The organism is Bacteroides sp. ET71 (assembly GCF_023336905.1).
Taxonomy (GTDB): domain Bacteria; phylum Bacteroidota; class Bacteroidia; order Bacteroidales; family Bacteroidaceae; genus Bacteroides.
Genome location: NZ_JAMBLS010000003.1, coordinates 150012 through 175674 on the forward strand (window position 1 = coordinate 150012; position 25663 = coordinate 175674).

A 25663-nucleotide genomic window follows, 5' to 3' on the forward strand; every position below is an offset into this window, starting at 1 on the left:
GCGGCTGGCCATTCATCTAAAAACGAAACAGATATGCTGACCATCCCCATCATCAACCGTTCGAAGCACCCGCTTCCCGCCTACGCCACCCCCCTGTCTGCCGGCATGGACCTGCGCGCCGACCTGACGGAACCCATCACCCTGGCCCCCCTGCAACGCTGCCTCGTGCCCACCGGCCTCTACATCGCCCTGCCCCCGGGCTACGAAGCGCAGGTACGGCCACGCAGCGGGCTGGCGCTGAAGCAGGGCATCACCGTGCTCAACGCGCCCGGCACCATCGATGCCGACTACCGGGGCGAGATACGCGTCATACTGGTCAACCTGTCGGACACGCCCTTCGTCATCCAAGACGGTGAACGCATCGCGCAGATGGTCATCGCCCGCCACGAACAGGCCCTGTGGCAACCCGCACAGACGCTGGACGAGACCGAACGGGGCGAAGGAGGATTCGGACACACCGGGAAACAATGAACCTGCAACCCTGCAAACGTATGAAAAGAAAGATGCTACTCCTGGCCGCCATCATCGGCTGCCTGGCCTTCGGGCGGGCAACAGCCGCAACCGCCACGGGCGACAGCCTGCGTGCCGACGAACAACGGCGCTTCGACTACTACTTCCTCGAATCCATCCGCCAGAAAGGCCAAGGCAAGCTCGACGCGGCCTTCGACCTGCTGCAACACTGCCTCAGCATACAGCCCCGCTCGGCCGCCGCACTCTACGAACTGGCGCAATACTACGTCTACCTCAAGCAAGACAGCCTGGCCGTCAGCACCATGGAACAAGCCCACGCCTACGCCCCCGACAACTACTGGTATGCCCAAGGACTGGCCAACCTCTACCAGCAACAAGGCAGCACGGACAAAACCATCGCCCTGCTGGAAGAAATGACCCGCCAGTTTCCCGACAAGCTCGACCCCCTCTATAACCTGCTGGACCTCTACAGCCGCACACAGGCATACGACCAGGAACTGGACGCGCTCGACCGGCTGGAACAACGCACCGGCAAGACCGAAGAACTGACCATGGAGAAGTTCCGCATCTACCTCCGGAAGAAAGACCACAAACACGCCTTCCGCGAGATAGAAAGCTTGGTCAAGGAATACCCCATGGACACCCGCTACCAAGTAATCCTGGGCGACGCCTACCTGCAAAACGGCCGCAAGAAAGAAGCCTACAACCTCTACCGGCAGGTGCTGGACACGGAACCCGACAACGCCATGGCACTCTACTCGCTGGCCAACTACTACCAAGAGACAGGACAAGACGAACGCTACCGGCAACAGATTGACACACTGCTGATGAACCGCCGCGTGCCCTCGGAAACCAAACTGCTCGTCATGCGCCAGCTCATCGTCGAAAACGAACAGGCCGGAACCGACAGCACCCGCATCACCCGGCTCTTCGACCGCATACTCCAACAAGAACCCGATGACACACAACTGCCCCTGCTCTACGTGCAATACCTCTACGCGAAGAACAAACAGCAACAAGCCCTGCCCGTGCTGCAACACGTGCTCGACACCGACCCCACGAACACCGCCGCCCGCATGACCCTGCTGGGCGAGGCCATCCGGACCGAAAACACCGCAGACGTGCGCCGACTCTGCGAAGGAGGCATCGTGGCCAGCCCCGAACGGCCCGAGTTCTACCTCTACCTGGCCATCGCCTACAACCAGGAAGAACGCTACGCCGACGTCATCGACCTCTGCCGCAAGGCCCTGAAACAAGCCGCCGAGGGAACGAAGAAAGAAGTACTCTCAGACTTCCTCACCATCATGGGCGACGCACACTACGCCCTCAAGCAACCCAGCCAAGCCTACGCCGCCTACGACTCAGCCCTGGTCTACTATCCCGACAACATCCCAGCCCTGAACAACTACGCCTACTACCTCTCGCTCGAACGCCGAGACCTGGACCGCGCCGAAGAAATGAGCTACAAGACCATCAAAGCCGAGCCCGAAAACCCCACCTACCTCGACACCTACGCCTGGATACTCTTCGAAAAAGGACGCTACGACGAGGCACGCATCTACATAGACAACGCCCTGCTGAGCGAACAGAAAGACGCCATCAGCGCCGGCATCGTGGAACACGCAGGCGACATCTACTATATGACAGGCGACACCGAACGAGCCCTCGCCTTCTGGCAAAAGGCACAAACGATGGGCATCAACAACGAAACACTGAAACGAAAGATAAGCAAAAAGAAATACATCCCCTATGACAACCACGAAGATGGAGAAAAAGCCACAAACGCCGCACACCCGGCACAACCGTAACGCAGCCCGCACAGCCCTGGCCCTGGCCGTCATCCTGATGCTCTGCCTGGCCGGATGCCGCACGTCGAAACAAACCGCCCGCGAGACAGCCGCGCAAAGCACCTGCCTGTCGGCCAAAGTCAAGCTCACCGTGCCCAGCAAGCAATCCGTGCTCACCGTCAACGGCACCCTGAAGCTGCGCCGGGGCGAACGCGCCCAACTGTCCTTCCTCATGCCCATCCTCCGCACCGAGGTGGCCCGCGTCGAAGTGACACCCGACGACATCCTGCTCGTCGACCGCATGGGCCGGCGCTACGTCCGCGCCACCCGCGACGAACTGAAAACCATACTGCCCCGCAAAGCCGACTTCGCCCACCTGGAAAAACTCATCTGCGACGCCGCACGACCCGGAGGCAAAACCGTCGTCACAGCCGAAGAACTGGGCCTGACGGACATCGAGCGGGGCAAAATCGAGCTGAGTGACTTCAGCACACGGCCCTTCGACCTCGAGCCCACACGCCTGTCCGACCGCTACCAGCAAGTCTCCTGGCACGAACTACTGCACCTGCTCATGAGCCTATGACACGGCTGACGCTCCTCCTCATCCTCCTGCTCCTGCTGCCAGCGGCCGACCTGCTGGCCCAGACCGACAACCCCGCCATCGGCCAACTGCGCCAACGCCGGGCCGGGCTGCAACAACGCATCACCCAATCCGAAGCCCTGCTGAAAACCACCACCGACGACGCCCGCAGCCAGCTCGACGCACTGGCCGCACTGAACAGCCAGGTGGAAGAACGAAAACGATACATCCAAGCCCTCGGACGCGAGCTGGACACCCTGGACAACGAGCTGCGCCGGCTGGAGCAACGCATCGGACGGCTGAAGAACGAACTGAAACAGAAACAAGAACGCTATGCCGCCTCCGTGCGCTACCTGCAACAACACCGCCCCAGCATCCAGGAGAAGCTGCTCTTTATCTTCTCGGCCGACGGACCCGGCCAGATGTACCGCCGCCTGCGCTACGTGCGCGAATATGCCGACTACCAGCGGCGACAGGGCGAAGACATCGCCCGGCAGCGCAAGCAGATTGACCAGCGCCACGCCCAGATGCTGAAACTGCGCGGAACCAAAGGGGCCTTGCTGAAAGACCGAGAACAGGAAATGCGCACCCTGCAAGCCAAGGAACAGGAGAAGACGGAACTGGTCGGGAAGCTGCAACGCAAGCAGCGCGAACTGCAACGCGAGCTGGCCCGCCAACGCCGAGAGGCACAGCAACTGAACGAACGCATCGACCGCCTCATCGCCGAAGAGATAGAGAAAGCACGCCAACGCGCCCTGGCCGAAGAGAAAAAACGCAAGGCCGAAGCCGAACGACGGCGCAAGCAGCAGGCCGACAAGCCCGGCACCCCGGCGCAGAAGCCGGAAAAACAATACGTCACAGACCGCTCCGACCAACGGCTGACAGGCTCCTTCGCCTCCAACCGCGGCCGCCTGCCCGTCCCCATCAGCGGGCCCTACGTGCTCACCGGGCACTACGGCCGATACTCGGTCATGCGCAACGTCGTGCTGGACAACAAGGGCATCGACCTCCAGGGGCAGCCGGGCGCACAGGCACGCGCCGTGTTCGACGGACGGGTGGCAGCCGTCTTCCAACTGAACGGACTGACCAACGTGCTGGTGCGCCACGGCGAATACATCTCGGTCTACTGCAACCTGGCACAAGCCGTGGTAAAGGCGGGCGACGAGGTGAAGGCACGCCAACCGCTGGGCGACGTCTTCAGCGACGGAGCCAACGGCGGACGCACCGTGCTGCACTTCCAACTGCGGCGCGAGAAGCAGAAACTCAACCCCGAGCAGTGGCTGGCGCTGTGACCGGCGATGGTCCTGTTCTGCCCGGCAGGACGACCGACTTTATTCTTAAATAGTCTTACCGCACAGCCGGAAGAGCAGAAAGATTTCTTAACTTTGTTCTGTACTTTTCTTTTTGCCTGGATGCCTAAAGAAAAGATACCAAAAGAAAAAAATCAAGCGCACGAGCCTTCCCCGCACGTCTGTCCGGCATCATCCAGCGGGCGTGAAGCGGAGAGCGGTTGCGGGAGCCTTTCTTTTGGGTATCTTTTTCTTTCGGCGGCCCGAAAGAAAAAGTACAGTATCCAGAGCCTGTGCGCTAATCGCTTCCTGTCATGTTGAGCAAGCGCAGCGCAGTCGAAACATCTCACTTCTACATCGTGAGATCCCTCGGCTTCGCTCGGGATGACAGAGGAAAAGAACCATTGAACAGGTTCTTCAAAAGAACCATAACTTTACGCTAAAACCCGCGTTATGAAACATCTGCTTCGAAAGCCGTCCGCCCAACGCCTGTCCCGCCGCCTCCTGCTGTTGCTGATGCTGGCGGCAACGTCGGCCACCCATCTCTTCGCCCAGCAGGAAGACAGCCTGCGCGTACGCCCCGACACGCTCCGCACCCGCCTCTACCACCCGGGCCCGGCCGTGGCGTTCGACAGCCTGTCGACGGTCAACAGCGAACTGCCCGCCCTGCGCCGGTTGCCGGTGGACGCGCCGTCGTCGTCGCGCCGCCTGCCCGTGATGCCCGCCCTGCCCTATCACGTCAACCCCTCGCTGCTCCACAAGGGCGACTACTCCACCGGCGGGGCCATGTGGCTGCTGGAGCCGGGCTACATCGTCGGTCGGGGCGAACAGCGCAGCGTGCCCGGCATCGGACGGTTCAACGCGGCGGCTCTGGGCTGGCAGGGCAGGCTGAACGACCGGCTGACGCTGCAGGTGATGGCCGACGCGGTGAAGATGAACACGGCGCGCTTCACGGGCCAGTCGTTCGGCCTGTCGGCACAGATGGTGTACGAGGCGCAAGACAGGCTCTACTTCCGCACGTTCGGCGGCGTGGGCTTCGGCGACTTCACGGCCCGGCCCGACTATGGCTTCGGAGGTACCGTGGGCATGGGCTTCACCGACCGCTTCGGCGTGGAGGTGGGCGTGCAGACGTTCTACAACAGCCTGACGAGGCGGTGGGAGACGCTGCCCATCGTAGCGCCCTACTATAAATTCAACAAGTTCAAGCTCCAGATGGATTTCGGGCCCATCCTGTTCGAGTTGATACGCGGGGCGATACAGAAGCATCGCGGGGGCGGAGGCGGAAGCGGCGGACCGACCATCATGCCGGACGTGCCGGGCTTCCACGGGTTCGGGCCGAAGTAGTTAGTTGACAAGGGGACAAGTTAACGAGGCTACAAGGACGAGGGAACGAGACTGCAAGGACGATGACAAAAGACAAGGGAACGAATCGGCTAAATCCTCGTCAACTCGTTCCCTTGTCAACTTGTCAACTCGTCAACTAAAAGCCTTGTAGCCTCGTTAACTTGTCCCCTTGTCAACTAACACCCCGTCAACCGACGGCGTTCATCGCGCTGGCGCCCAGTGCCCCGGCGATGGCCGAGAGGATGGCGATGGCTACTTTCAAAATCTTATCCCAAAGGTTCTTCTTTTGTGTGTTCATACGTTTCTGTTTTTTGAGTTAAAGCAATCTGTTAAGGTATTTATTCAGTGGACGAGTTGACGAGGGGACGAGTTAACTTGTAGCCTCGTCAACTTGTCCCCTCGTCAACTCAACAGCTAAATGATTATCCGAAGGTGCCCTGTCCGCTGTCGTCTTCCTCCTCGCCTCCGGGCTGGGTGGCGTCAGGGTCTGCCGGGACGGCTTCGAAGCGCACGCACTTGGCGCCTTGCACCAGCGAGCGGGTGGCCAACGTCCCGTCGGCGTGGCGCGTGCCGGTGGGCAGGAAGCGCACCTTCAGTTGCGACTGGGTGGCGGAGACGTCGGCCTCGTTCTCCACGCCCCCGTTCAGCGTGTTCAGCGTGAATCGGAACGAACCGAATCCGTCGAGCATGACACTCTCCGAGGCCTGGAGATGGCGGGTGACGACGGTCACGAGGTTGTCGATGACATTCTTCACATCGCCCGTGGTGAGTGACGACAATTCGGAGATTTCGCGGGCAATCTGGTCGGTTCCCACGCTGCCCGTCAGGACGACACGTGGGTAGTACAACTTTTTTCCGCTTCTGTTTGCAAATTGCGACTGATAAGTCTGGTAAATTACTGGCATAGTCTAAAAAAGTTTTTGAGTTTACTAATAGGTTTGTTTTCTCTTTGTGTCGTTTAGGCCTTATCGACAGTGCAAAGGTAGACATTCTTTTCAAAACAGATACGCGTTTCGGACAAAACCGTTCCACACCATGCATTTTTTTTCTGATTGCGATGCGCAAGAGGCACTGCCCGCCTTCTCTGTCATGTTGAGCGGAGCGAAGCGGAGTCGAAACATCCCACTATGAGAACACACGTCCTTAGGGAGATCCTTCGACTGCGCCCTGCGGGCTCCGCTCAGGATGACAGAAAGAGAACGTTACCCTACCCTCTCTATCATGTTACCCCGCTTCCCCTGTCATGTTACCCCACCCTCTCTGTCATGTTGAGCGGAGCGAAGCGGAGTCGAAACATCCCACTATGAGCACACACGCCCTTAGGGAGATCCTTCGACTGCGCCCTGCGGGCTCCGCTCAGGATGACAGGAAGAGAACGTTACCCGACCCTCTCTATCATGTTACCCCGCTTCCCCTGTCATGTTACCCCACCCTCTCTGTCATGTTGAGCGGAGCGAAGCGAAGTCGAAACATCTCACTATGAGAGCACACGCCCTTAGGGAGATCCTTCGACTGCGCCCTGCGGGCTCCGCTCAGGATGACAGGAAGAGAACGTTACCCTACCCTCTCTATCATGTTACCCCACTTCCCCTGTCATGTTACCCCACTCTCCCTGTCATGTTGAGCGGAGCGAAGCGAAGTCGAAACATCTCACTATGAGAGCACACGCCCTTAGGGAGATCCTTCGACTGCGCCCTGCGGGCTCCGCTCAGGATGACAGGGAAAAACACTCAGGGTGACAGAAAAGAACACGCTGAATGACAGGAAGAAACGCCCGCATCACCCGCTGCCCACGCCCACCTTCTTCGGATGGCACAGGCTGAGCAGGAACCGCCCGGGCTCGCGGATGCGCCCACGGCCAGCACGGAGCTGTACGAAGCCCTGCCAGACGGGATGGCCGATGAGCCCGAAGTTGCTCAGGCAGATGATGGCATACTGCTCGCGGGGCGTGATGCGGAACTGGTCCATCGTCAGCCGCAGGCCGTCGAGATTGCGCGGCAAGCCGTCGGGCGGGGGCACGAGGCGGCCGATAGCGTCGTGCGTCCACTCGTACGGAGCGCCGCCCGGCTTTTTCACCCCCACATCCCCCTCCTCCTCCGCAGGCATCCGGCCGGCGGCAGGGGTTCCCCCGGTTTGGGGGGAACCGTTGGGGAGGAGGTCTGCTTTGCTCTGCTTTTCTATGCTTTCCTTTTCTTTGCTTTGTGTACTTTGGGGCGTAAAATCGACGTTTTCGGGCGTTTTTTGCACGATTTGCGTACTTTTTGTACCTAAATCCTGCACTTTCGTCCCCTCCCCGTCGGCCGGAGCTGCAGCGTTTTCCTCCTCCTCGTCGGGCGGCAAGAGGCAGTAGCGCTCGTCGATGAGCGCCCGCTTGCGGGGCCGTTTGATGAAGAGGAACTGCCGCTGAATCTCCTCCGACGTCAGTATGCCATGCTCGCGGAACATGCCTTCGTCAAACAGCCCCACCTCGACCGCCGTCTGGAGCACGCGGCGCACGTCGGCGGCCTCGAGGCTGAACAGCCCGTCGGACAGGTCTTCGCACAGGTCGTCGTCCAGGCGCACGAAGTAGCCCTCGTCGTCGTAGATAATCGACAACGCCCCCAGCAAGGCAGCCAGCGCCGCGTCGCCCTCGCGCTTCAGCAGGCGTCGCACGGAGCGCGACTGCAAGAAGTCGGTGTTCATGGGGAAGTAGTCCAGCCCCCGTTTCTTGATTCGTGCCATACGCTCCGCCTTACACCGTCCAATCCCTCGTTTCCTGTTCCCACTCCTGCTCGTGCACCCGTCGCAGGCGCCGTTCCATGCTGTCGCGCACCACCTGCCTGGCCCGGCGTATCAGCTCGAGGCGCACGTTGCGGTCGGCCACGCGGAAGATGTCCGCACGCCCTCCGTCCTCCGCCCGGCGGCCGGAAACCAGCTTGCGGCGCAGGCGCATGGCCCGCCGGTGGCAGTCCTTGCAACGATGTTCGGGCGTGCCGCCACGGCGGCGCAAATAAAACTGATCGGGGGGGCAGCAGGCGTCCGCAGCAACGGCAGACGCAGAGAGACGGGGCATCGCCCGCCGTGTTTTCCTGATTAAAACCTTTCGCTTCCATAGGCATTTTCCGTAAAAAGATAAAGTTTTTGAGTTAGCTTCGTGTTTTCATTACGCCTACAAATATAAAGACTTTCTTCCGCAACGAAAAATATTTCCGGAAGATTTTCGCATCAAAAACAACAAGGTGCTGGAAACGAAACGGATAAACGCCCCTGCCGACCGCTCCGCACGCCGGAGACGCCCCGCACGCACACCGGACGGCGCCGCCACCCGCAACGACGGCACACACACCCGTCCGGCCCGGACGCAGCAACGCCCCGGCAGCGGCAGCGGGACAAAAAAAAGAGGATGCACCACCAGGATGCACCCCCTACAACAATTTATGAAAAAAGGAGAAATCTAAGCGTCACTCCGTCACAATGCTATCGACGATAAAGTCGAACGCCAGGGTCGAATAGCCCGGTATGCCGTTGCTGTCCGAACTGCCGTAGCCCGACTGCCAGGGGATGTAGACCATCCAGCGCTCGCCCGTGCGGCAGTGTTGCAGCACCCAGGTGAAGCCGCTCACGATGCCGGTGAGGGTAAAGGTCGCGGGCTGGTCGAAATCCGTGTACCAGCGCCCTGTGAAGTCCTCCGGCTCCAGCACATCCGTGGCGCCCCATCCGTCGAAGTTGCCGTCGAACGATACATTGTTTATCAGCGTGCCGTAGTAGTAGATGCTGACCTGGTCCGTGTACAGCACACGTTCGCCGTCAGGATTGTCCACCAGCTTCTTGCAGTAGACATACTGCTGGCCGCCGGTATTGCCCCCGTCCTGCACCAGCAGGGCGTAAAGCTTGCCCAGCTCCATGCCGTCGGTCCCGATGTCGGTGATGGCACGCGTGGGCGGGTTCTGCCAAGTCAGGAAGTTGTCGCCGGCCACCGTGCGCAGGGAGTCGACGAAAGCCTCGTTGCGTGCCTGCCAGTTGTCGTAGGCCGAAGCTTCCTGCGTTTCGTCGCAGGAGGCCAGGCCCAGCGCACAAGCTGCCAGGCAGAGGGGAAGGCGGAAAAATGTCATCAATCTTCTCATGACCGTCCTCCCCCTTAGAGTGTCTTCAGCAGCGAAGTGATGCTGACGCGGTCGGCAATCAGGCGGTCCAGGTCGGCAATGGGCACACGTTCCTGCTGCATGGTGTCGCGGTCGCGCAGCGTGACACAGTTGTCGCTGAGCGTCTCGTGGTCGACGGTGACGCAGTAGGGGGTGCCGATGGCATCCTGGCGGCGGTAGCGCTTGCCGATGCTGTCTTTTTCGTCATACTGGCAGTGGAAGTGGAACTTCAGCCCTTCGATAATCTCGCGTGCCTTTTCGGGCAGCCCGTCTTTCTTCACCAGGGGCATGACGGCCAGCTTCACCGGCGCCAGGGCGGCGGGCAGGCGGAGCACGACGCGCGTCTCGCCGTTCTCCAGCTTCTCTTCGCAATAGGATGCGGACATGACGCTGAGAAACATGCGGTCCACGCCGATACTGGTTTCGATGACGTAGGGCGTGTAGCTCTCGTTGGTCTCGGGGTCAAAGTATTTGATGTTCTTTCCGGAGAATTTCTCGTGTTGCGACAGGTCGAAGTTCGTGCGGCTGTGGATGCCTTCCACTTCCTTGAAGCCGAAGGGCATGAGGAACTCGATGTCGGTGGCGGCGTTGGCATAGTGGGCCAGCTTCTCGTGGTCGTGGAAGCGGTAGTGGTCGTCGCCGAAGCCCAGGGCCTTGTGCCACTTCAGGCGCGTTTCCTTCCATTTCTTGAACCATTCCAGCTCGGTGCCGGGCTTGACGAAGAACTGCATCTCCATCTGTTCGAACTCACGCATGCGGAAGATGAACTGGCGGGCGACAATCTCGTTGCGGAAGGCCTTGCCTATCTGTGCGATGCCGAAGGGTATCTTCATGCGGCCGGTCTTCTGCACGTTCAGGTAGTTGACGAAGATGCCCTGGGCAGTCTCGGGGCGCAGGTACACTTTCATCGAGCCTTCGGCCGTCGAGCCCATCTCGGTGCTGAACATGAGGTTGAACTGGCGCACTTCGGTCCAGTTCTTCGTGCCGCTGATGGGGCAGACGATTTCCTCGTCCAAGATAATCTGGCGCAGCTCGTTCAGGTCCGGTCCGGCGTTCATGGCGCGGGTGTAGCGCTCGTGCAGGGCGTCGCGCTTCTGCTGGTGCTCCAGCACGCGGGCGTTGGTCGAGCGGAACTCCTGCTCGTTGAAGGCGTCGCCATACTTTTTGGCAGCCTTGGCCACTTCCTTCGCAATCTTCTCGTCGTACTTGGCTATCTGGTCCTCGATGAGCACGTCCGCACGGTAGCGCTTCTTCGAGTCGCGGTTGTCTATCAAGGGATCGTTGAAGGCGTCGACATGGCCGCTGGCCTTCCAAATGGTGGGGTGCATGAAGATGGCCGAATCGATGCCGACGATGTTCTCGTGCAGCAGAACCATGCTTTGCCACCAATATTGTTTGATGTTGTTCTTCAGTTCCACGCCGTTCTGGCCGTAGTCGTACACGGCTCCCAGTCCGTCGTATATCTCGCTGCTCGGAAACACGAATCCATACTCCTTGCAGTGCGAGACGAGTTTCTTAAAAACGTCTTCTTGTGCCATTTTCTTTTCTGTATTGTTTTGGAAAAACGTCGCAAAGATAGGGATTTCTGACGGACTAAGTTCGGTATGCGGATGAAATTTACAGAAAAATAACGGCGAAACAGAAAAGTAACAGGCTGGTAACAGGCTTGAAACATGAACAGCGGAAATTTGCAGCCGGAAAAAGAGTAACTATGGTTCACTATTTAATAAAGAGAAGCAATATGAAAGATTCGACCAAGCAGCGCCTGTTGTGGCTGTTGCTGTGCATCGCACTGCCCCTGGCTTCGTGCAGCAAGGATGACGGCACGGCTGCCGCCGCAGAGAGTTTTAATGTGGAGATTGAGTGTCCCTCGCTCATCGAGGTGAGCGAAGGGGGCGAGTACACGTTCCGGGTGACGGGCGGCGACGGCCTGCTCGGCTCGGACACATTCATTTTCGAGGCGGGGACGGGCGTCTCGTACGTGGCTGCCATCACCGAGGTGGCCGAAAGCAGCGCCACCGTGAGCATCCCCACCGGATGCGGGAGCGGCGACTACCGCCTCTACCTCAAGCGCGAGGAGCGCAGGAAGCTTATCGGACAGACTTACCTGAGCATTACCGACGGGCTGGACTTCACGCCCGACGCCGGGACGACGGTCTACGGCGTGGTGTCGACCCAGGACGGGCCGGTGGCCGGGGTCGTAGTGTCGGACGGCACGGAAGTAACGGTCACGGACGACCAGGGCATCTACCAGCTAAGCTCGGACAAGGAATCGGGCTACGTATTCCTCTCCGTGCCGTCGGGCTACGAGGTGCCGGCAGATGGCGTGCTCCCGCAGTTCTGCAAGCGGCTGAAGGGTGACGCGTCGACCGCCGAGCGCGCGGACTTCACGCTGACCCAGGTGGACGGGCAGGACGAATACAAGGTGTTCATGCTCGGCGACATGCACCTGGCCAACCGCACGGGCGACCTGCAACAGTTCGTAGACTTCACCGACGACCTCAACGCCTACCGCCAGCGCCATCCGGGCGAGAAGATGTATGCCATCACCCTCGGCGACATGACCTGGGACTTGTACTGGTATTCCAACGACTACGCACTGGAAGATTACCTACGCACCATAAACAGCCTGGTGGACGACCTGCAAATCTTCCACACCCTGGGCAACCACGACTACGACTATAAGGCAACGAGCGACCGCGACGCCGCACAGCCTTACACGAGCCTCATCGCGCCGCCCTATTATTCGTTTAACATCGGCCAGGTGCACTACGTGGTGCTGGACGACATCGACTGCGACAACTACGACGGCACCACCTCGCGCGACTACCTGAAGCGCGTGTCCACCGGACAGCTCGAATGGCTGGCGCGCGACCTGGCATACGTCGACAAGGACACCCCGCTCGTGGTCATCCTGCACGCGCAAGTCTTCTACCCCGACGAGACGGAGGGATTCCGCCTGGACCACGACGCGGCCAACACGCAGCAACTGCTCAACGCGCTGGACGGCTACCGGGTGCACTTCGTGACGGGACACACGCACCTGAACTTCAACGTCACCCCGACAGACGACGTCACCGGCGGACGCGACATCCACGAGCACAACACCGGCGCCATCTGCGGCTCCTGGTGGTGGTCGGGCCATCTGACACCCGGCATACACCTCTGCCCCGACGGCACGCCGGGCGGATACGCCGTGTGGGACGTGGCCGGGAAAGACCTGCAATACATCTACAAAGCCACAGGCAGCGACGAAGACTATCAGTTCCGCTCGTACGACCTGAACAACGTCAGCTTCTCGCTGGCCGACGTGCCGCAGATGCCCGCCAGCGTCCCGGCCAACGTGCGCAACAAGTACATGCAATACGTCGACGCCTACCCCGCCAACAGCGACAACGAGGTGCTCATCAACGTGTGGAACTGGAACCCCTCGTGGACCATCACCGTGACCGACGAGCAGGGCCGCCGCCTGACGCCCGAAGCCGTCTGGGCCTACGACCCCCTGCACGTGGCCGCCCTGACCGTCAAGCGATTCAACTCGTCCAGCCTCTCGTCCGTGCCCAACTTCATCACCGAGCGCTTCCCCCACTTCTTCAAGGTGAAGGCCGCCGATGCGGACACCGACCTGACCATCACCGTGTGCGACGAGTTCGGCCACGAATGGACCGAGCAGATGGAGCGCCCCAAAGCCTTCAGCACCGACGCCTACCTGCGCTGACCCACCGGGCCTGACGCCCGCGGCGCACCACGGGCAACGCCCCTGCGGACGAGGGCCACGGCCACCGTCCGCACCAGCCGATGCCCACCGAACGAACCAACATTAACTTAATTCATATGAAGACAATCCAATCCTATGTATTCCTCCTGTTGCTGCTCATCGCCGGCAGTCTCCAGACGCTGAGCGCGCAGAACAGGACCGTAGCGGGCAAGGTGCTCGACGCCCTGCAAGAACCGCTGCCCGGCGTGTCCGTCCGAGTGGAGGGCACCACCCAGGGAACCATCACCGACATCGACGGCATGTTCCGCATCTCCGTCCCCGCGGGCGAAACCTCACTCGTATTCTCCTACGTAGGCTTCCTGACCGAACGGGTCAAGGTGAAGCCTGCCGACAACCACCTGACCGTCTACCTGCAAGAAGACGCCATCATGCTGGACGAAGCGGTCGTCGTGGGCTATGGCACCCAGAAGAAAGTCAACCTCACGGGCGCCATCACCACCGTCGACAGCAAGCAGTTGGAGAACCGCTCGTCACACTCGCTGACCAACATGCTGCAAGGTGCCGTGCCGGGACTGAACATCACCACCTCGTCCGGCGTGCCCGGCAGCTCGCCCGCCATCAACGTGCGCGGCGTCACCTCCATCAACAGCGCCGGCCCCCTGGTGCTCATCGACGGCTCCATCGGCGACCTGGAACTCATCAACCCCAACGACGTAGAATCCATCTCCGTCATTAAAGACGCCTCTGCAGCGGCCGTCTACGGTGCACGCGCCGCCTTCGGCGTCATCCTCGTCACCACCAAGTCCGGAGCCGCCACCGAAGGCAAAGCCACCGTGCGATACAGCGGACGCGTGGGCTGGCAGGCGCCCACCACTTCTACCGACTACGAAGACACCGGCTACTGGTCGGTCTACACCATCAACAAGTTCTGGAAAGCCGACAACGGCGGCCTGTACGTCGACTACACCGACTATGACATGCAGCAGCTCCTGGCCCGCGTCAACGACAAGACCGAGAACCCCGACCGCCCCTGGGTGGTGGAAGACACGCGCAACGGGCGCAAGCAATGGGTCTACTACGGCAACTACGACTGGTGGCACATGCTGTACAACGACAAGCGTCCCACGCAGCAGCACAGCATCTCGCTCAGCGGAGGCACGAAAGACGTGAAGTACCTCATCTCCGGCGCCTATGACTACCAGAAAGGCATCCTCCGCCAGAACCCCGACATCTACCGCAAGTACAACCTCCGCTCGAAGATAGACTTCCGCATCAACAAGTGGGCCACGCTGAGCAACAACACTTCGTTCTACGGCTCGCGTTATACCTTCCAGGGCGACGGCAGCGTGGAGAACACCCTCGCTTACAGCGCCCGCCACGCCCTGGCCTGCTTCCCGATGAAGAACCCAGACGGCTCGTGGCTGTACAGCACGCCTTACCTGAACTACAAGGTGGGCAACGGACGGCACATCCTGCTGGGCGAAGGCTCGCACCGCAACGTGGACCGCACCACCGACTTCGCCAACACCACGCGCCTGGTCATCACCCCCTACAAGGGCATCAGCCTGACCGCAGACTTCACCTACCGGCTCTACCAGACGCGCAACACCAGCCGCTCCAACCCCTTCTACTATCGCGAGTATCCTGACGGCGAACTGCTCAGCTACGCCACCGGCGCAGGAGCCAACCGCCTGGACGAATCGGTCAACACGCGCAATTACTATTCGACCAACGTCTACGCCAACTACGACCACACCTTCCGCGAGGCACACCACCTGTCCGGCGTCGTCGGCTTCAACTACGAGACGATGCGCCTGAAGAACATCAGCGCCTACGGCGAAAACCTGGCCTCGTCGACGCTCGACGACCTCGACCTGGTGGGACAGAACGCCGAGGGCGAAGTCATCACCGGCGTAGGCGGCGGACAGAACGAATACGCCCTGGCCGGCTTCTTCGGCCGCGTCAACTACGACTACAAGGGACGCTATCTGTTCGAGGTCAGCGGCCGCTACGACGGCTCCTCGCGCTTTGCCGCAGGCAGCCGCTGGGGCTTCTTCCCCTCCGGCTCGGTGGGCTGGCGCATCTCCGAAGAACCGTTCTTCAAGCCGCTCTCGCGCTACGTGGACAACCTGAAGCTCCGCGCCTCGTTCGGTAGCCTGGGCAACCAGAACGTGTCGTCCTACTACACCTACATGCGCCTCATCAGCGTGAACGACTTCGCCGGTTACTCCTTCGGCGAGGGCAGCTCCATGGCGAAATACTCCACCCTGAGCGCGCCCGTCGCGTCCGACCTGACGTGGGAGACGGCGCAGCAGTGGGACTTCGGCTTCGACTTAACCATGCTGAAGAACCGTCTGAACATCACCATCGACGGATACGTAAGAAACACACTGAACATGCTGACCGACGGCATCGAGCTGCCGGCTGTCTACGGAGCCAGCGTGCCCGACATGAACACGGCCGACCTGCAGACGAAAGGTTACGAAATCGCCGTGAGCTGGCGCGACCAGTTCGAGCTGGCCAGCCGCCCCGTGGAGTACAGCATCGGCTTCAACGTGAGCAACTACAAGAGCTACATCACCAAGTACGACAACCAGGATAAGACGTTCGCCAAGGACTATTATGAAGGGATGCGCCTGGGTGAAATCTGGGGCTTCGTCACCGACGGACTGTTCCAGACCACGGAAGAAGCGCAGGAATACGTGTCGCAGGTGGACATGAGCTACATCAACAAACGCGTCACCGGCGGCTGGCAGGCAGGCGACCTGAAGTTCCTCGACCTGAACGACAACGGAAAGCTGGACATCGGCAGCAACACCGTGGACAACCCGGGCGACCGCCGCATCCTGGGCAACTCGCTGCCCAGCCTGTCGTACGGCATCAACGCATCGCTGCGCTGGTTCGGCTTCGACGCATCGGTCTTCTTCCAGGGCACGGGCAACCACTACTGGTATCCCACGGGACAGGCCATGCAGTTCTGGGGCCCGTACTCATACCCCTACCTGTCGTTCCTGCAAGAAGACTTCCTGGACGAAGTGTGGTCGGAAGACAACCGCGACGCCTACTTCACGCGGCCGATGGCTTACTCGGCCACGTCGGGCCCGCTCAGCCACGTGAACGACCGCTACCTGCAGAACATCCGCTACCTGCGCCTGAAGAACCTGACCGTGGGCTACACGCTGCCCGTGGCGCTGACGAAGAAAATCGGCGTCGAGCAGGCACGCATCTACTTCTCGGGCGAGAACCTCTGCTACTGGTCGCCGCTGAAGAAGCACACGCGTTACATCGACCCCGAAGCCGCCATCGACCGCAGCGACGCTTACAACAACGCCTACTATCCCTGGCAGAAGACGTTCATGTTCGGCATAGACGTGACATTTTAACCCTCATCCCTAACAAGACTCTAACGAAACGAAGATATGAAACGAACATTCATAGCAGCAGTGGCCCTGACCATGGGGCTCGCCTCGTGCGACAACCTGCTCGACCTGGACCCGAAGAGCGATATCTCGCAGACCGACTACTTCCAGACGGAGAGCGACCTCCAACTCTTCAGCAACTCCTTCTACAACAACCTGCTGGACAAGTCGCCCTACGACGACCAGAGCGACCTGTACGTGCAGCAGACCTTGTCCGACGAAATCCTTGGCGGAACGAACCGCATCCCCCCCGCATCGGGCGGAGGATGGACGTGGACCGACCTGCGCAAGATGAACACCTTGCTGGCCTACGTCAACCAGTGTGACGACAAGGCGGCCGTCATCAAATACACCGCCCTGACCCGCTTCTTCCGCGCCTTCTTCTACTTCGAAAAGGTGAAACGCTTCGGCGACGTGCCCTGGTACGACGTCGAGCTGGGCTCGGCCGACGAATCGCTCTACAAGCCCCGCGACTCGCGCGAGCTGGTCATGACGCACATGATTGAGGACATCGACTACGCCATCGAAAACCTCCCCTCGAAAGCCGAAGAGACCAGCAGCCCCTTCCGCGTGAACCGCTACGCAGCCATGGCGCTGAAAGCGCAATTCTGCCTCTACGAAGGCACTTACCGGAAGTACCACGGCGTATCGCTCGAAGGCCACGACTACACCTACTACCTGGAGCAAGCAGCCGCAGCGGCCAAGCAACTGATGGACGACGGGCAGTACAGTCTGTACAACACCGGACACCCCGAGAGCGACTACCTGACGCTCTTTGCCGAAGAAGATGCTAACCCGGACGAATACATCCTGGCCATCAAGTTCGACTACGGCCTGAACATCTACCACAACGCGACGGCACACACCCTGGTGCCCACGCAAGGCAGGCCCGGACTGACACGCAAGATGGTCAACACCTACCTCATGGCCGACGGCACACCCTTCACCGACCAGCCCGGATGGCAGGAGATGACCTTCCTCGAAGAAACCCAGAACCGCGACCCGCGCCTGGCGCAGAGCATCCGCACACCGGGCTACACGCGCATCGGCGAGACCGAAGTGCTGGCCCCCGACCTGTCGGTCAGCGTCACCGGTTACCAGCCCATCAAGTTCGTGCAAGAGCCCACGGCCTCCGGCGGCAACGTCGACCGCAACGACCGCTCCACCTGCGACCTGCCCGTCTACCGCTACGCCGAAGTGCTGCTGAACTATGCCGAAGCCAAGGCCGAACTGGGCACGCTGACCCAAGACGACCTGGAAGAGTCCATCAACCTCATCCGCCAACGCGCCGGCATGCCCGACCTCGACCTGGCCTATGCCAACGCCCACCCCGACCGTTACCTCTCCGACCCCGAGACGGGCTATGACAACGTGACGGGACAGAACCAGGGCGTCATCCTCGAGATACGCCGCGAACGCGCCATCGAACTGAACCAGGAAGGCTTCCGCTTCGACGACCTCGTGCGCTGGAAGGCAGGCAAGTGCATCGACCAGGCACTGACAGGCATGTACTTCCCCGGAGCCGGAGAATATGACCTGAGCGGCGACGGAAAGCCCGACGTCATACTCTACAACAGCGGCACGGCACGCCCCGCCGACCAGACAGGGGTGCTGATTTACGAAATAGGCAACGAAATCCTGCTCAGCGACGGAGACCAGGGCTACGTGGACTACCACCAGAACATCGCCCGCGCCGGCTTCAACGAAGAGCGAGACTACCTCTACCCCATCCCGACCAACGAGCGTTCGCTCAACCCGAACCTCACGCAAAACCCGGGCTGGGACGACGGACTGGATTTCTGACCCACACCGGCCCGCCGTCCGCACCAGAGACGGCCCCTCCGGACAAGAGGCACACCCCTTGCGGACGGCAGCCATCCCGACAGGACGACGGGCCCCGACAAACCCTGAACCAAACAACCTCTAAAAACGAAAAAACAACATGAAACTGAAGAATTACATAACAGCCTCGGCCCTCGTGCTGGCCACCCTGCTGTGCGGAAGCTGCGACGACGACGAGCAGACCGTGGCCAAAGCCGTGCTGGCCAGCGCCTCGGCCCTGAACTTCGAGGCAGAAAACGCATCCCAGCAAATCATCACTGTCTATTCCGACGCCCAATGGGTGATGGACGAACTGCCCGAATGGATTAGCGTGACGCCCGTCACCGGACAAGGCACCACGGAAGTCACCGTGTCCGTCACCGACAACCTGCGCGAAGGCACCGTCGACAATCCCCGCGAGGCCACCATCGTCTTCCGAGGCAACACACTGGCCAGCCGTGCCGAAGTGACCGTCTCGCAAGACGGAGACAAGTACCGCGACTGCCAGGAATACACCGTCGACCAACTGCCCGCCCTGGCCGACGAGACCGTGGTCATCGTGCCCGAAGCCCTCGTGACAGCCGTCAGCACCTCGGGCTGCATCGTCAGCAGCGACACCTACGACACCCACATCTTCCTCGAGACCACCGCCACTGTCAGCGTGGGCGACCGCGTCTACATCCAAGGCTCGAAAGACACCGACAGCCGCTCGCTGACCTACGTGGCCTGCGATGACGTGAGCATCCTCACCAGCGGCAACCCCGTCCAATACCCCGAAGCGACCGACATCACCGCCAACCTCGACAGCTACAACGCCACCAGCCGCGAATGGCTGTCCGTCACCGGAGTGCTCAACGGCAGCACCCTCACCGTGGAAGACGCGTCCAACTCCGTCTCCATCATCGACGCACCCGCCTCGCTCGGCCTGGACGAGCTCAACGGCCACCGGGTGACCCTCCGGGGCTACTTCGACGGCGTGGAAGCCCCCGTGCTGCGCCTCATCGTCGCCGAAGTGGACGACCTGGGCCTGGTCGAGCAGATATACTTCAGCGATGACTTTGAGTGGCTGCAACCGTGGGCAGAGAACAGCGGCGCCGGACAGACCGTAGAAAACGACGGCACGGGCGACGCCCCCCAAATCTATTCGGCCAAGAACGCCGACGGACAGACGGCCGCCGAAGCCCTCGTGCTGCACGGCTACGGCCTGGAACAGACGCCGGGCAACGCCATCTACCTGCAGAAGAACTACCTGAAGTTCGGCAAGACCGACTACCAGGCTGGCCTGACACTGCCGGCCCTCACAGAAGTGCCCGCCGGCACGAGCCTGAAGTTGACATTCGACTGGGCACCGATGGTGGGCGGCACGCGCAAGTTCGACCCCGTGCAAGTAATAGTCTCTGTCACCACCAACGGCAACACCGTCGAGATGGAGCCTATCGGCCACAGCTTCGTCGACACACAGGACAAGCTGGAGTGGCTGCACGCCGAGGTGGTGATTGACGGGGCAGACATCACGCCCGAAAGCCTCATCAGCATCAAGTCCAACGACTGGGGTGCCAACGAGGACAACACCGGCAGCAAGGTTTACCGCCGCTGGTTCATCGACAACATCAAGCTGATGCGGGCAGAGTAAGACAAGCTACGAGTGACAAGAGACAAGTTACGAGTGACAAGAGATAAGTCACGAGTGACCATGAATAAGAAAGAGCGCGATGCCCGGGCATCGCGCTCTTCTTTTTTCCATCGGTCTGCCGGTCTTCCCGGTCAGCCCTCCTGCTCTTCCTTCACCGCAAAGCCCAGCTTCTTCAGCCCGGCCTGCACGTCGGGGTGACTCATGAACAGCCGCCAGAGCAGGCCGCTGCGGTGGTTCTCAATCATCACGGCGATGGGGCCCTGGTCGATGGCCAGGTAGCGCTTGGGATACCATCCGTCGGTCTCGCTGAAAGCGTCGTAGAAGCCGTAAGGGCCCAGCACCGAGTCGCCCATCTGGTAGAGGTGGCGCATCATGCGCAGCGACTCTTCGGGGGTGTAGACGATGGACGACAGGGCGGCCGTGGGCGAGATGACACCCAGGTCGGCCTGCTCGTTGGGGGCATGGGCCGAATAGCCCTTGACGGAATAGCTGGCCGTCAGTCCCCAGCAGTCGGGGCCGTAACCCTTCCAGCCCTTGGGGTTGCGCACGCACCAGTCGTGGTGCACCAGGGTGAGGTTGCGCATCTCGTCGAAGTAGTTGGTGCAATACTTGTCGGACAAGCCCCGGGGGTTCAGGCCGAGCCACGAATAGTGTGCCCAGAACAGCGGTCCGGCCTCGGTGCCCTGGTAGCGCAGTTGCAGGCGATGGCCCTCGACGTCGTGGGGCGCGACGATGGCGCCGCCTTCGGCCCAGCCCTGGTGGTAGACCTCGGCAGGAACGCCGTGGGTGGGCGACGAGGCAGCAAGCACATACATCACGAGACACTCGTTATACCCACGGACGGGGAAGTTCATCTGCCAGGCATATTCCGGGCTCCAATGCCAGTAGAGCACGTTCTGGCCGTCGCGCCGGTGCCAGTCCCACTCCACTTCGCGCCACAGTTTGTCGATGCGGGCGGCCAGTGCCTTCTCCTGCTCGCCTCCCTGCTGCACGTAGTACTGGTGCACACAGAGCAAGGCTTGCATCAGAAAGGCCGTTTCCACCAGGTCGCCCCCGTTGTCCTTCTGCCCGAAAGGTTTCACGCGGCCCGTGTCTCCCTGCCACCAGTGGGGGTAGACGCCATGGAAGCGGTCGCAGGTCTCGAGGAAGGAGACGATGCGCTCCATGCGCTCCAGGCCTTGCTGGCGGGTGACGTATCCCCGGTCTATGCCGGCCAGGATGGCCATGATGCCGAAGCCGCTGCCTCCGCTGGTGACGACGTTCTGGTCGCTCTGCGGATAGTCACCGTCCAGGTGGATGCGTTCGCGGGCCAGGCCGCTGTGGGGTTCGGCTCCGTCCCAGAAATAGTTGAAGGTCAGTCGCTCGATGGTGTCCATCAGTTGCTCGTCGGTCAGCTCGGGGGCTGCGGCGGCATTGTCTTTCTTGGGCTTGCACTGGGTGAAGGCCAAGAGCAGGCACAGGGCCAGCAGTAAGTGAGTCGGTTTCATTTTGTTCGACAGGTTTATTGCGGATTAGTAAATGTCAGTTCGGCCATCACCGGGCAATGGTCGGAGTAGTAGCCCGTGGTGGGCACGTCGCTCAGCACGCGGCAGCGGGCGGCGTGCAGTTGGGGCGTGGCAAAGACGAAGTCGATGAGGTAACGCTCGGCACGGGGCAGGCGGCCGAAGTCGTGGAAAGACCAGGAGGGCCCGCAGGTCACGTCGGCCGAGGTCCAGGCGTTCTGCAATCCGCCTTGGGTCAGCACTTGCGCCGGTTCGTCGTCGGGCAGGCAGTTGAAGTCGCCGGTGACGATGGCGGGCATCGCCGGGGCGATGGCTTTCAGGCTGTCCACAATGAGGCGCATCCCCTCGCGGCGGGCTTCGGCGCTCACATGGTCCAGGTGCGTATTGAAATAAGCCACCTCGCGGCCGTTCTGCCTGTCCTTCAGCAAGGCCCAGGTGCAGATGCGGTTGCACGCGGCCCCCCAGCCTTTGACGCCAAACTCATTGGGCGTGGGGCTGAGCGAGAAGTTGCCCGAACGCAGCAGTTCGAAGCGGTCGGTGCGGAAGAAGATGGGGCTGAACTCGCCTTCGGCCTTGCCGTCTTCGCGACCCACGCCGAGGGCGGTGTACTGCGGCAGCATCTCTTTCAGGGCTGTCATCTGTTGGGGCAACACTTCCTGCATGCCCAGTAGGTCGGGGGCATAGTAGCCCAGCATCCGGCCTACTTCGGCACGGCGGTGGGGCCAGGCGTTCAGGCTGTCCGACTCGGTGTCGAGGCGGATGTTGAAGGTCATGACGTTCACAGACTGGGGAGCGTCGGAGGTTTTCGTCCCGCAACTGCTCAGCAGGAGCAGGGCGGAAGCAAGGGTAAGGAAGAAGGTTTTCATAAATTGAGAATTGAGAATTGAAAATTAAGAAATAAAAGATGAGTAAATGGAGAATTGAGAATTGAAAATTAAAAAATAAAAGATGAGTAAATGGAGAATGAGAAATTCTTTAATTGAGAATGGAGAATTAGGAATTGAGAAATAAAAGACGAGTAAATGGAAAATGGAGAATGGAAAATTAAGAAATAAAAGATGAGGATGTTGAGAATGGGAAATTCATAAATGGAGAACTGAGAATTAAAAATTAAGAAATAAAGGCGGAGGGTATTCCACTGTGAAACAAACTAAAGACATTTCGGACAAAGGCTACGAAGCCTCTCGCAGAAGCAAACTCCGAAGGACAAGCGCGCCCCGTGTCCGGACGAAGCGCGCCCCGTGTTCGCCGCAGCCTACAGCCCTCGCCTTTATTTCTTAATTTTTAATTCTCAATTCTCAATTAAAGAAGCGTAATCCGCGCCGTCTTCACGCGGTCGCTGCTACCGCCAATCATCACGTCGAAGTCGCCCGGCTCGCAGACGAAATCCAGGTCGTAGTCGTAGAACTTCAGCAGGTCGGCCGTAATCTTGAAGCTGACCTCGCGGCTTTCGCCGGCCTTGAGGAAGACTTTCTGGAAGCCCTTCAGCTCTTGCACGGGACGGGTGATGCTGCCCACGCGGTCGCGCAGGTAGAGCTGGACCACCTCGGCCCCGTCGCGCGAGCCGGTGTTGGTCAGGGTGACGGTGGCGGTGATTTCGCCGTTCTGGTTCATCTGCGTCTTGTCCAGGCGGATGTCACTGTACTGGAACGTGGTGTACGACAGGCCGTAGCCGAAGGCGTAGAGCGGCTCGTTGGGCACGTCAAGGTAGTTGCTGCGGAACTTCGTAAACCAGTGGCCCTGTTCGAGCGGGCGTCCGGTGTTCTTGTGATTGTAGTAGAGCGGAATCTGCCCCACGTTGCGGGGGAAGGTCATGCTCAGCTTGCCGCTGGGGTTGACGTCGCCGAACAGCACGTCGCCGATGGCATAGGCGGCCTCGCTACCCCCGAACCACACGTTCAGGATGGCCGGCACGTTCTCCTGCTCCCAATCCAGCGTCATGGGACGTCCCGCGAAGAGGGTCAGCACGACGGGCTTGCCGGTCTGCAGCAAGGCTTCGAGCAGGCGGCGCTGCGTGTCGGGGATGCCGATGTCGCTGCGGCTGGAGCTCTCGCCCGACATTTCGGACGATTCGCCCAGGGCGGCCACGATGACGTCGGCACGGGCAGCCACGGCCAGCGCCTCGTCCAGCAGCTCCTGGTCGGTGCGGTTGTCACGGTTCAGCGAGCGGCCGAACATGGTGGAGTTCTCCTCTTGCTTGGCGTCGCTCATCAGGTTGCTGCCCTTGGCGTAGAGGACTTCGACCTTCTTTCCGGCGACTTCTTTCAGTCCTTCGTACAGCGAGGGATAGTCGTTCAGGCGGGCGGCCACGCTCCACGTGCCGGGCATGTTGCTGCGCGAATTACCCATCGGGCCGATGACGGCCACCGTGCCCTGCTTCTTCAGCGGGAGTACGGGCGCCTGTCCGGCCTGGGCGGGCTCGTTCTTCAGCAGCACGAAACTGCCGGCGGCGATGCGTCGGGCAGCGGCGCGGTGTTCGGCGTTGAACACTTCCTTGGCCGGACGCTTCAGGTCGCAATACTTGTAGGGGTTGTCAAACAGGCCGAGCTTCCACTTCGCCTCGAGGATGCGGCGGCAGGCCTGGTCGACGTATGCCATGCTGATTTTGCCTTCGTCGAGCGACTTCTTCAGCGTGCCGACGAAGCCGTTGCTGACCATGTCCATGTCTACTCCCGCTTCGAGGGCGCGGGCCGACACCTGCTGCAAGTCGCCTATGCCGTGGGCAATCATCTCATAGATGCCCGTGTAGTCGGTCACGACAAAGCCGTCGAACTTCCACTGGTCGCGCAGCAGGTCGGTCATCAGCCAACGGTTGGCCGTGGCGGGCACCCCGTCGACCTCGTTGAACGAGGCCATGACGCTGCCTGCTCCCGCCTCGACGGCTGCCTGGTAGGGCAGGAAATATTCGTTGTACATGCGGTTGCGGCTCATGTCGACCGTGTTATAGTCGCGTCCGGCCTCCGAGGCGCCGTAGAGTGCGAAGTGCTTGACGCAGGCCATGATTTGGTTGTCGGCCTGGAGCTGTGTCGCACGGTCGGCGCCCTGGTAGCCACGCACCATGGCCCGTGCAATGGCGGCGCCCAGGAAGGGGTCTTCACCGCTGCCCTCGCTGACGCGTCCCCAGCGCGGGTCGCGGCTGATGTCAACCATCGGGCTGAACGTCCAGCAGATGCCGTCGGCGCTGGCTTCGGTGGCCGCGATGCGGGCCGACTCTTCCACGGCGTCCATGTCCCACGAGCACGACAGGCCCAGGGGGATGGGGAACACCGTTTCGTAGCCGTGTATGACATCCATGCCGAACAGCAGGGGGATGCCCAGGCGCGAGTTCTCGACCGCCAGGCGCTGCACGTCGCGTATGCGTTCGACGCCCTTCAGATTGAACAAGCCGCCCACCAAGCCTTGCTCGATAAGCTTGGCCACGTCGCTGCTCTTGGCCTGCCCGGTGACTATCTCGCCGGTGACGGGCAGGTTGAGCTGGCCGATTTTTTCTTCTACTGTCATCTTGCTCATCAGTTCAGAGATGAACGTGTCCATGTCGCGAGGCGTGGTCGTCGGGGTTTCGCCCTTGGGCGAGGCCGAGGCCAGCAGGGCCGACACAGAAGCTACAGCTAATAAGGATAATCTTTTCATGTTTCTTCAGTTTGTTTATCAGGTTTATTAATATTAGGTATCCGGTCCGTCTGCCTGCCCGTTCGGGCAAGCGGGGCACGGCGGGGGCGGACGCTCGCCCGGCTGCCAATGCTTCGTACAAATATAAGAAAGAGAAGGCGATGAAAGCAAAAAAAAAGATACGTATTTAATACGTTTTCCGCTTTTTTTACTGAAAGGGCACTACTGTTTTATTGCTCAAACGCGTGTATCTGGCTGTATGACAAAGACTTGAAAACAGGCTCCCGACACGGCGGAGAAAACCGGGGAAACACTCCGGCCCGACCCCGCTGCGGCCGCCACGCGCAAGAGCCGCGCCCCGTGCGGACA

At 60.7% G+C, this 25663-nt stretch carries 19 protein-coding genes; 10 read left to right on the plus strand and 9 right to left on the minus strand.

Translation table 11 applies throughout. The features are described 5' to 3' along the window. Nucleotides 1–33: 33 nt before the first annotated feature. From dut to M3090_RS03195, 5 genes are all read left to right on the plus strand, one after another. Nucleotides 34–471 carry a dUTP diphosphatase gene (gene dut, locus M3090_RS03175; RefSeq protein WP_410553166.1) on the plus strand — a complete coding sequence of 146 codons (438 nt, stop codon included), beginning with the start codon at nucleotides 34–36 and terminating at the stop codon, nucleotides 469–471. Between the two features lie 20 nt (nucleotides 472–491). After that, nucleotides 492–2279 carry a tetratricopeptide repeat protein gene (locus M3090_RS03180; RefSeq protein ID WP_249053944.1) on the plus strand — a complete coding sequence of 596 codons (1788 nt, stop codon included), beginning with the start codon at nucleotides 492–494 and terminating at the stop codon, nucleotides 2277–2279. A 37-nt stretch (nucleotides 2280–2316) separates the two neighbouring features. Continuing rightward, complete coding sequence (locus M3090_RS03185) at nucleotides 2317–2841, plus strand: DUF4292 domain-containing protein (protein ID WP_249054019.1); 525 nt, start codon at nucleotides 2317–2319, stop codon at nucleotides 2839–2841. Then, nucleotides 2838–4130, plus strand: a complete 1293-nt coding sequence (locus tag M3090_RS03190) for a murein hydrolase activator EnvC family protein (RefSeq protein WP_249053945.1) — start codon at nucleotides 2838–2840, stop codon at nucleotides 4128–4130. The genes M3090_RS03185 and M3090_RS03190 overlap by 4 nt, the downstream gene beginning before the upstream one ends. Nucleotides 4131–4580: 450 nt before the next feature. Next, nucleotides 4581–5471: a porin family protein gene (locus tag M3090_RS03195; protein WP_249053946.1), complete on the plus strand. Its 891-nt coding sequence runs from the start codon at nucleotides 4581–4583 to the stop codon at nucleotides 5469–5471. A gap of 187 nt (nucleotides 5472–5658) precedes the next feature. Here the strand turns inward: M3090_RS03195 and M3090_RS03200 are convergent, their stop codons facing one another. The 4 genes from M3090_RS03200 to M3090_RS03215 form a co-directional block, all read right to left on the minus strand. Further along, nucleotides 5659–5769, minus strand: coding sequence for a smalltalk protein (locus tag M3090_RS03200; protein WP_249053947.1), 111 nt, complete (start codon nucleotides 5767–5769; stop codon nucleotides 5659–5661). Between the two features lie 124 nt (nucleotides 5770–5893). Beyond that, nucleotides 5894–6376, minus strand: coding sequence for an HU family DNA-binding protein (locus M3090_RS03205; RefSeq protein WP_249053948.1), 483 nt, complete (start codon nucleotides 6374–6376; stop codon nucleotides 5894–5896). 874 nt (nucleotides 6377–7250) lie between these two features. Next, nucleotides 7251–8192: a DUF4373 domain-containing protein gene (locus M3090_RS03210; protein WP_249053949.1), complete on the minus strand. Its 942-nt coding sequence runs from the start codon at nucleotides 8190–8192 to the stop codon at nucleotides 7251–7253. Between the two features lie 10 nt (nucleotides 8193–8202). Next, nucleotides 8203–8523 carry a hypothetical protein gene (locus tag M3090_RS03215; RefSeq protein ID WP_249053950.1) on the minus strand — a complete coding sequence of 107 codons (321 nt, stop codon included), beginning with the start codon at nucleotides 8521–8523 and terminating at the stop codon, nucleotides 8203–8205. A gap of 166 nt (nucleotides 8524–8689) precedes the next feature. Here M3090_RS03215 and M3090_RS03220 point away from each other — a divergent pair, with 166 nt between their 5' ends. Then, complete coding sequence (locus tag M3090_RS03220) at nucleotides 8690–8908, plus strand: hypothetical protein (protein ID WP_249053951.1); 219 nt, start codon at nucleotides 8690–8692, stop codon at nucleotides 8906–8908. A gap of 3 nt (nucleotides 8909–8911) precedes the next feature. Here M3090_RS03220 and M3090_RS03225 read toward each other — a convergent pair whose 3' ends face one another. Beyond that, complete coding sequence (locus M3090_RS03225; protein ID WP_249053952.1) at nucleotides 8912–9574, minus strand: FKBP-type peptidyl-prolyl cis-trans isomerase; 663 nt, start codon at nucleotides 9572–9574, stop codon at nucleotides 8912–8914. A gap of 14 nt (nucleotides 9575–9588) precedes the next feature. Further along, nucleotides 9589–11130, minus strand: a complete 1542-nt coding sequence (locus tag M3090_RS03230; RefSeq protein ID WP_249053953.1) for a glycine--tRNA ligase — start codon at nucleotides 11128–11130, stop codon at nucleotides 9589–9591. 203 nt (nucleotides 11131–11333) lie between these two features. Here M3090_RS03230 and M3090_RS03235 point away from each other — a divergent pair, with 203 nt between their 5' ends. The 4 genes from M3090_RS03235 to M3090_RS03250 all read left to right on the plus strand — a co-directional run bounded on the left by M3090_RS03235 (nucleotide 11334) and on the right by M3090_RS03250 (nucleotide 20183). Then, entirely contained in the window at nucleotides 11334–13310 is a 1977-nt protein-coding gene (locus M3090_RS03235; protein WP_249053954.1) for a calcineurin-like phosphoesterase C-terminal domain-containing protein, read from the plus strand. A 116-nt stretch (nucleotides 13311–13426) separates the two neighbouring features. Further along, complete coding sequence (locus M3090_RS03240; RefSeq protein WP_249053955.1) at nucleotides 13427–16693, plus strand: SusC/RagA family TonB-linked outer membrane protein; 3267 nt, start codon at nucleotides 13427–13429, stop codon at nucleotides 16691–16693. A 36-nt stretch (nucleotides 16694–16729) separates the two neighbouring features. After that, on the plus strand, nucleotides 16730–18532 hold the full coding sequence (locus M3090_RS03245; RefSeq protein ID WP_249053956.1) for a RagB/SusD family nutrient uptake outer membrane protein: 1803 nt from the start codon (nucleotides 16730–16732) through the stop codon (nucleotides 18530–18532). 139 nt (nucleotides 18533–18671) lie between these two features. Next, on the plus strand, nucleotides 18672–20183 hold the full coding sequence (locus tag M3090_RS03250) for a BACON domain-containing protein (protein WP_249053957.1): 1512 nt from the start codon (nucleotides 18672–18674) through the stop codon (nucleotides 20181–20183). A gap of 131 nt (nucleotides 20184–20314) precedes the next feature. Here the strand turns inward: M3090_RS03250 and M3090_RS03255 are convergent, their stop codons facing one another. The 3 genes from M3090_RS03255 to bglX all read right to left on the minus strand — a co-directional run bounded on the left by M3090_RS03255 (nucleotide 20315) and on the right by bglX (nucleotide 25315). Further along, the gene (locus M3090_RS03255) at nucleotides 20315–21670 is read right to left on the minus strand and encodes a glucoamylase family protein (RefSeq protein WP_249053958.1); all 1356 of its coding nucleotides are present in this window, start codon (nucleotides 21668–21670) and stop codon (nucleotides 20315–20317) included. Nucleotides 21671–21684: 14 nt separating this feature from the next. Then, the gene (locus M3090_RS03260) at nucleotides 21685–22551 is read right to left on the minus strand and encodes an endonuclease/exonuclease/phosphatase family protein (RefSeq protein WP_249053959.1); all 867 of its coding nucleotides are present in this window, start codon (nucleotides 22549–22551) and stop codon (nucleotides 21685–21687) included. Nucleotides 22552–22987: 436 nt separating this feature from the next. Continuing rightward, a complete protein-coding gene (gene bglX, locus M3090_RS03265) occupies nucleotides 22988–25315 on the minus strand; it encodes a beta-glucosidase BglX (RefSeq protein WP_249053960.1) in 2328 nt (775 codons plus the stop codon). Nucleotides 25316–25663: the final 348 nt, after the last annotated feature.

Bases quoted from the DNA above. Each gene is read 5' to 3' on its own strand.
- M3090_RS03215 (WP_249053950.1), bottom strand. From the start codon at position 8,523: ATGCCCCGTCTCTCTGCGTCTGCCGTTGCTGCGGACGCCTGCTGCCCC.
- M3090_RS03185 (WP_249054019.1), top strand. From the start codon at position 2,317: ATGCTCTGCCTGGCCGGATGCCGCACGTCGAAACAAACCGCCCGCGAG.
- M3090_RS03225 (WP_249053952.1), bottom strand. From the start codon at position 9,574: ATGAGAAGATTGATGACATTTTTCCGCCTTCCCCTCTGCCTGGCAGCT.
- M3090_RS03245 (WP_249053956.1), top strand. From the start codon at position 16,730: ATGAAACGAACATTCATAGCAGCAGTGGCCCTGACCATGGGGCTCGCC.
- M3090_RS03260 (WP_249053959.1), bottom strand. From the start codon at position 22,551: ATGAAAACCTTCTTCCTTACCCTTGCTTCCGCCCTGCTCCTGCTGAGC.
- M3090_RS03205 (WP_249053948.1), bottom strand. From the start codon at position 6,376: ATGCCAGTAATTTACCAGACTTATCAGTCGCAATTTGCAAACAGAAGC.
- M3090_RS03240 (WP_249053955.1), top strand. From the start codon at position 13,427: ATGAAGACAATCCAATCCTATGTATTCCTCCTGTTGCTGCTCATCGCC.
- M3090_RS03255 (WP_249053958.1), bottom strand. From the start codon at position 21,670: ATGAAACCGACTCACTTACTGCTGGCCCTGTGCCTGCTCTTGGCCTTC.
- M3090_RS03210 (WP_249053949.1), bottom strand. From the start codon at position 8,192: ATGGCACGAATCAAGAAACGGGGGCTGGACTACTTCCCCATGAACACC.
- M3090_RS03180 (WP_249053944.1), top strand. From the start codon at position 492: ATGAAAAGAAAGATGCTACTCCTGGCCGCCATCATCGGCTGCCTGGCC.
- M3090_RS03230 (WP_249053953.1), bottom strand. From the start codon at position 11,130: ATGGCACAAGAAGACGTTTTTAAGAAACTCGTCTCGCACTGCAAGGAG.
- M3090_RS03235 (WP_249053954.1), top strand. From the start codon at position 11,334: ATGAAAGATTCGACCAAGCAGCGCCTGTTGTGGCTGTTGCTGTGCATC.
- dut (WP_410553166.1), top strand. From the start codon at position 34: ATGCTGACCATCCCCATCATCAACCGTTCGAAGCACCCGCTTCCCGCC.
- M3090_RS03195 (WP_249053946.1), top strand. From the start codon at position 4,581: ATGAAACATCTGCTTCGAAAGCCGTCCGCCCAACGCCTGTCCCGCCGC.
- M3090_RS03190 (WP_249053945.1), top strand. From the start codon at position 2,838: ATGACACGGCTGACGCTCCTCCTCATCCTCCTGCTCCTGCTGCCAGCG.
- M3090_RS03200 (WP_249053947.1), bottom strand. From the start codon at position 5,769: ATGAACACACAAAAGAAGAACCTTTGGGATAAGATTTTGAAAGTAGCC.
- bglX (WP_249053960.1), bottom strand. From the start codon at position 25,315: ATGAAAAGATTATCCTTATTAGCTGTAGCTTCTGTGTCGGCCCTGCTG.
- M3090_RS03250 (WP_249053957.1), top strand. From the start codon at position 18,672: ATGAAACTGAAGAATTACATAACAGCCTCGGCCCTCGTGCTGGCCACC.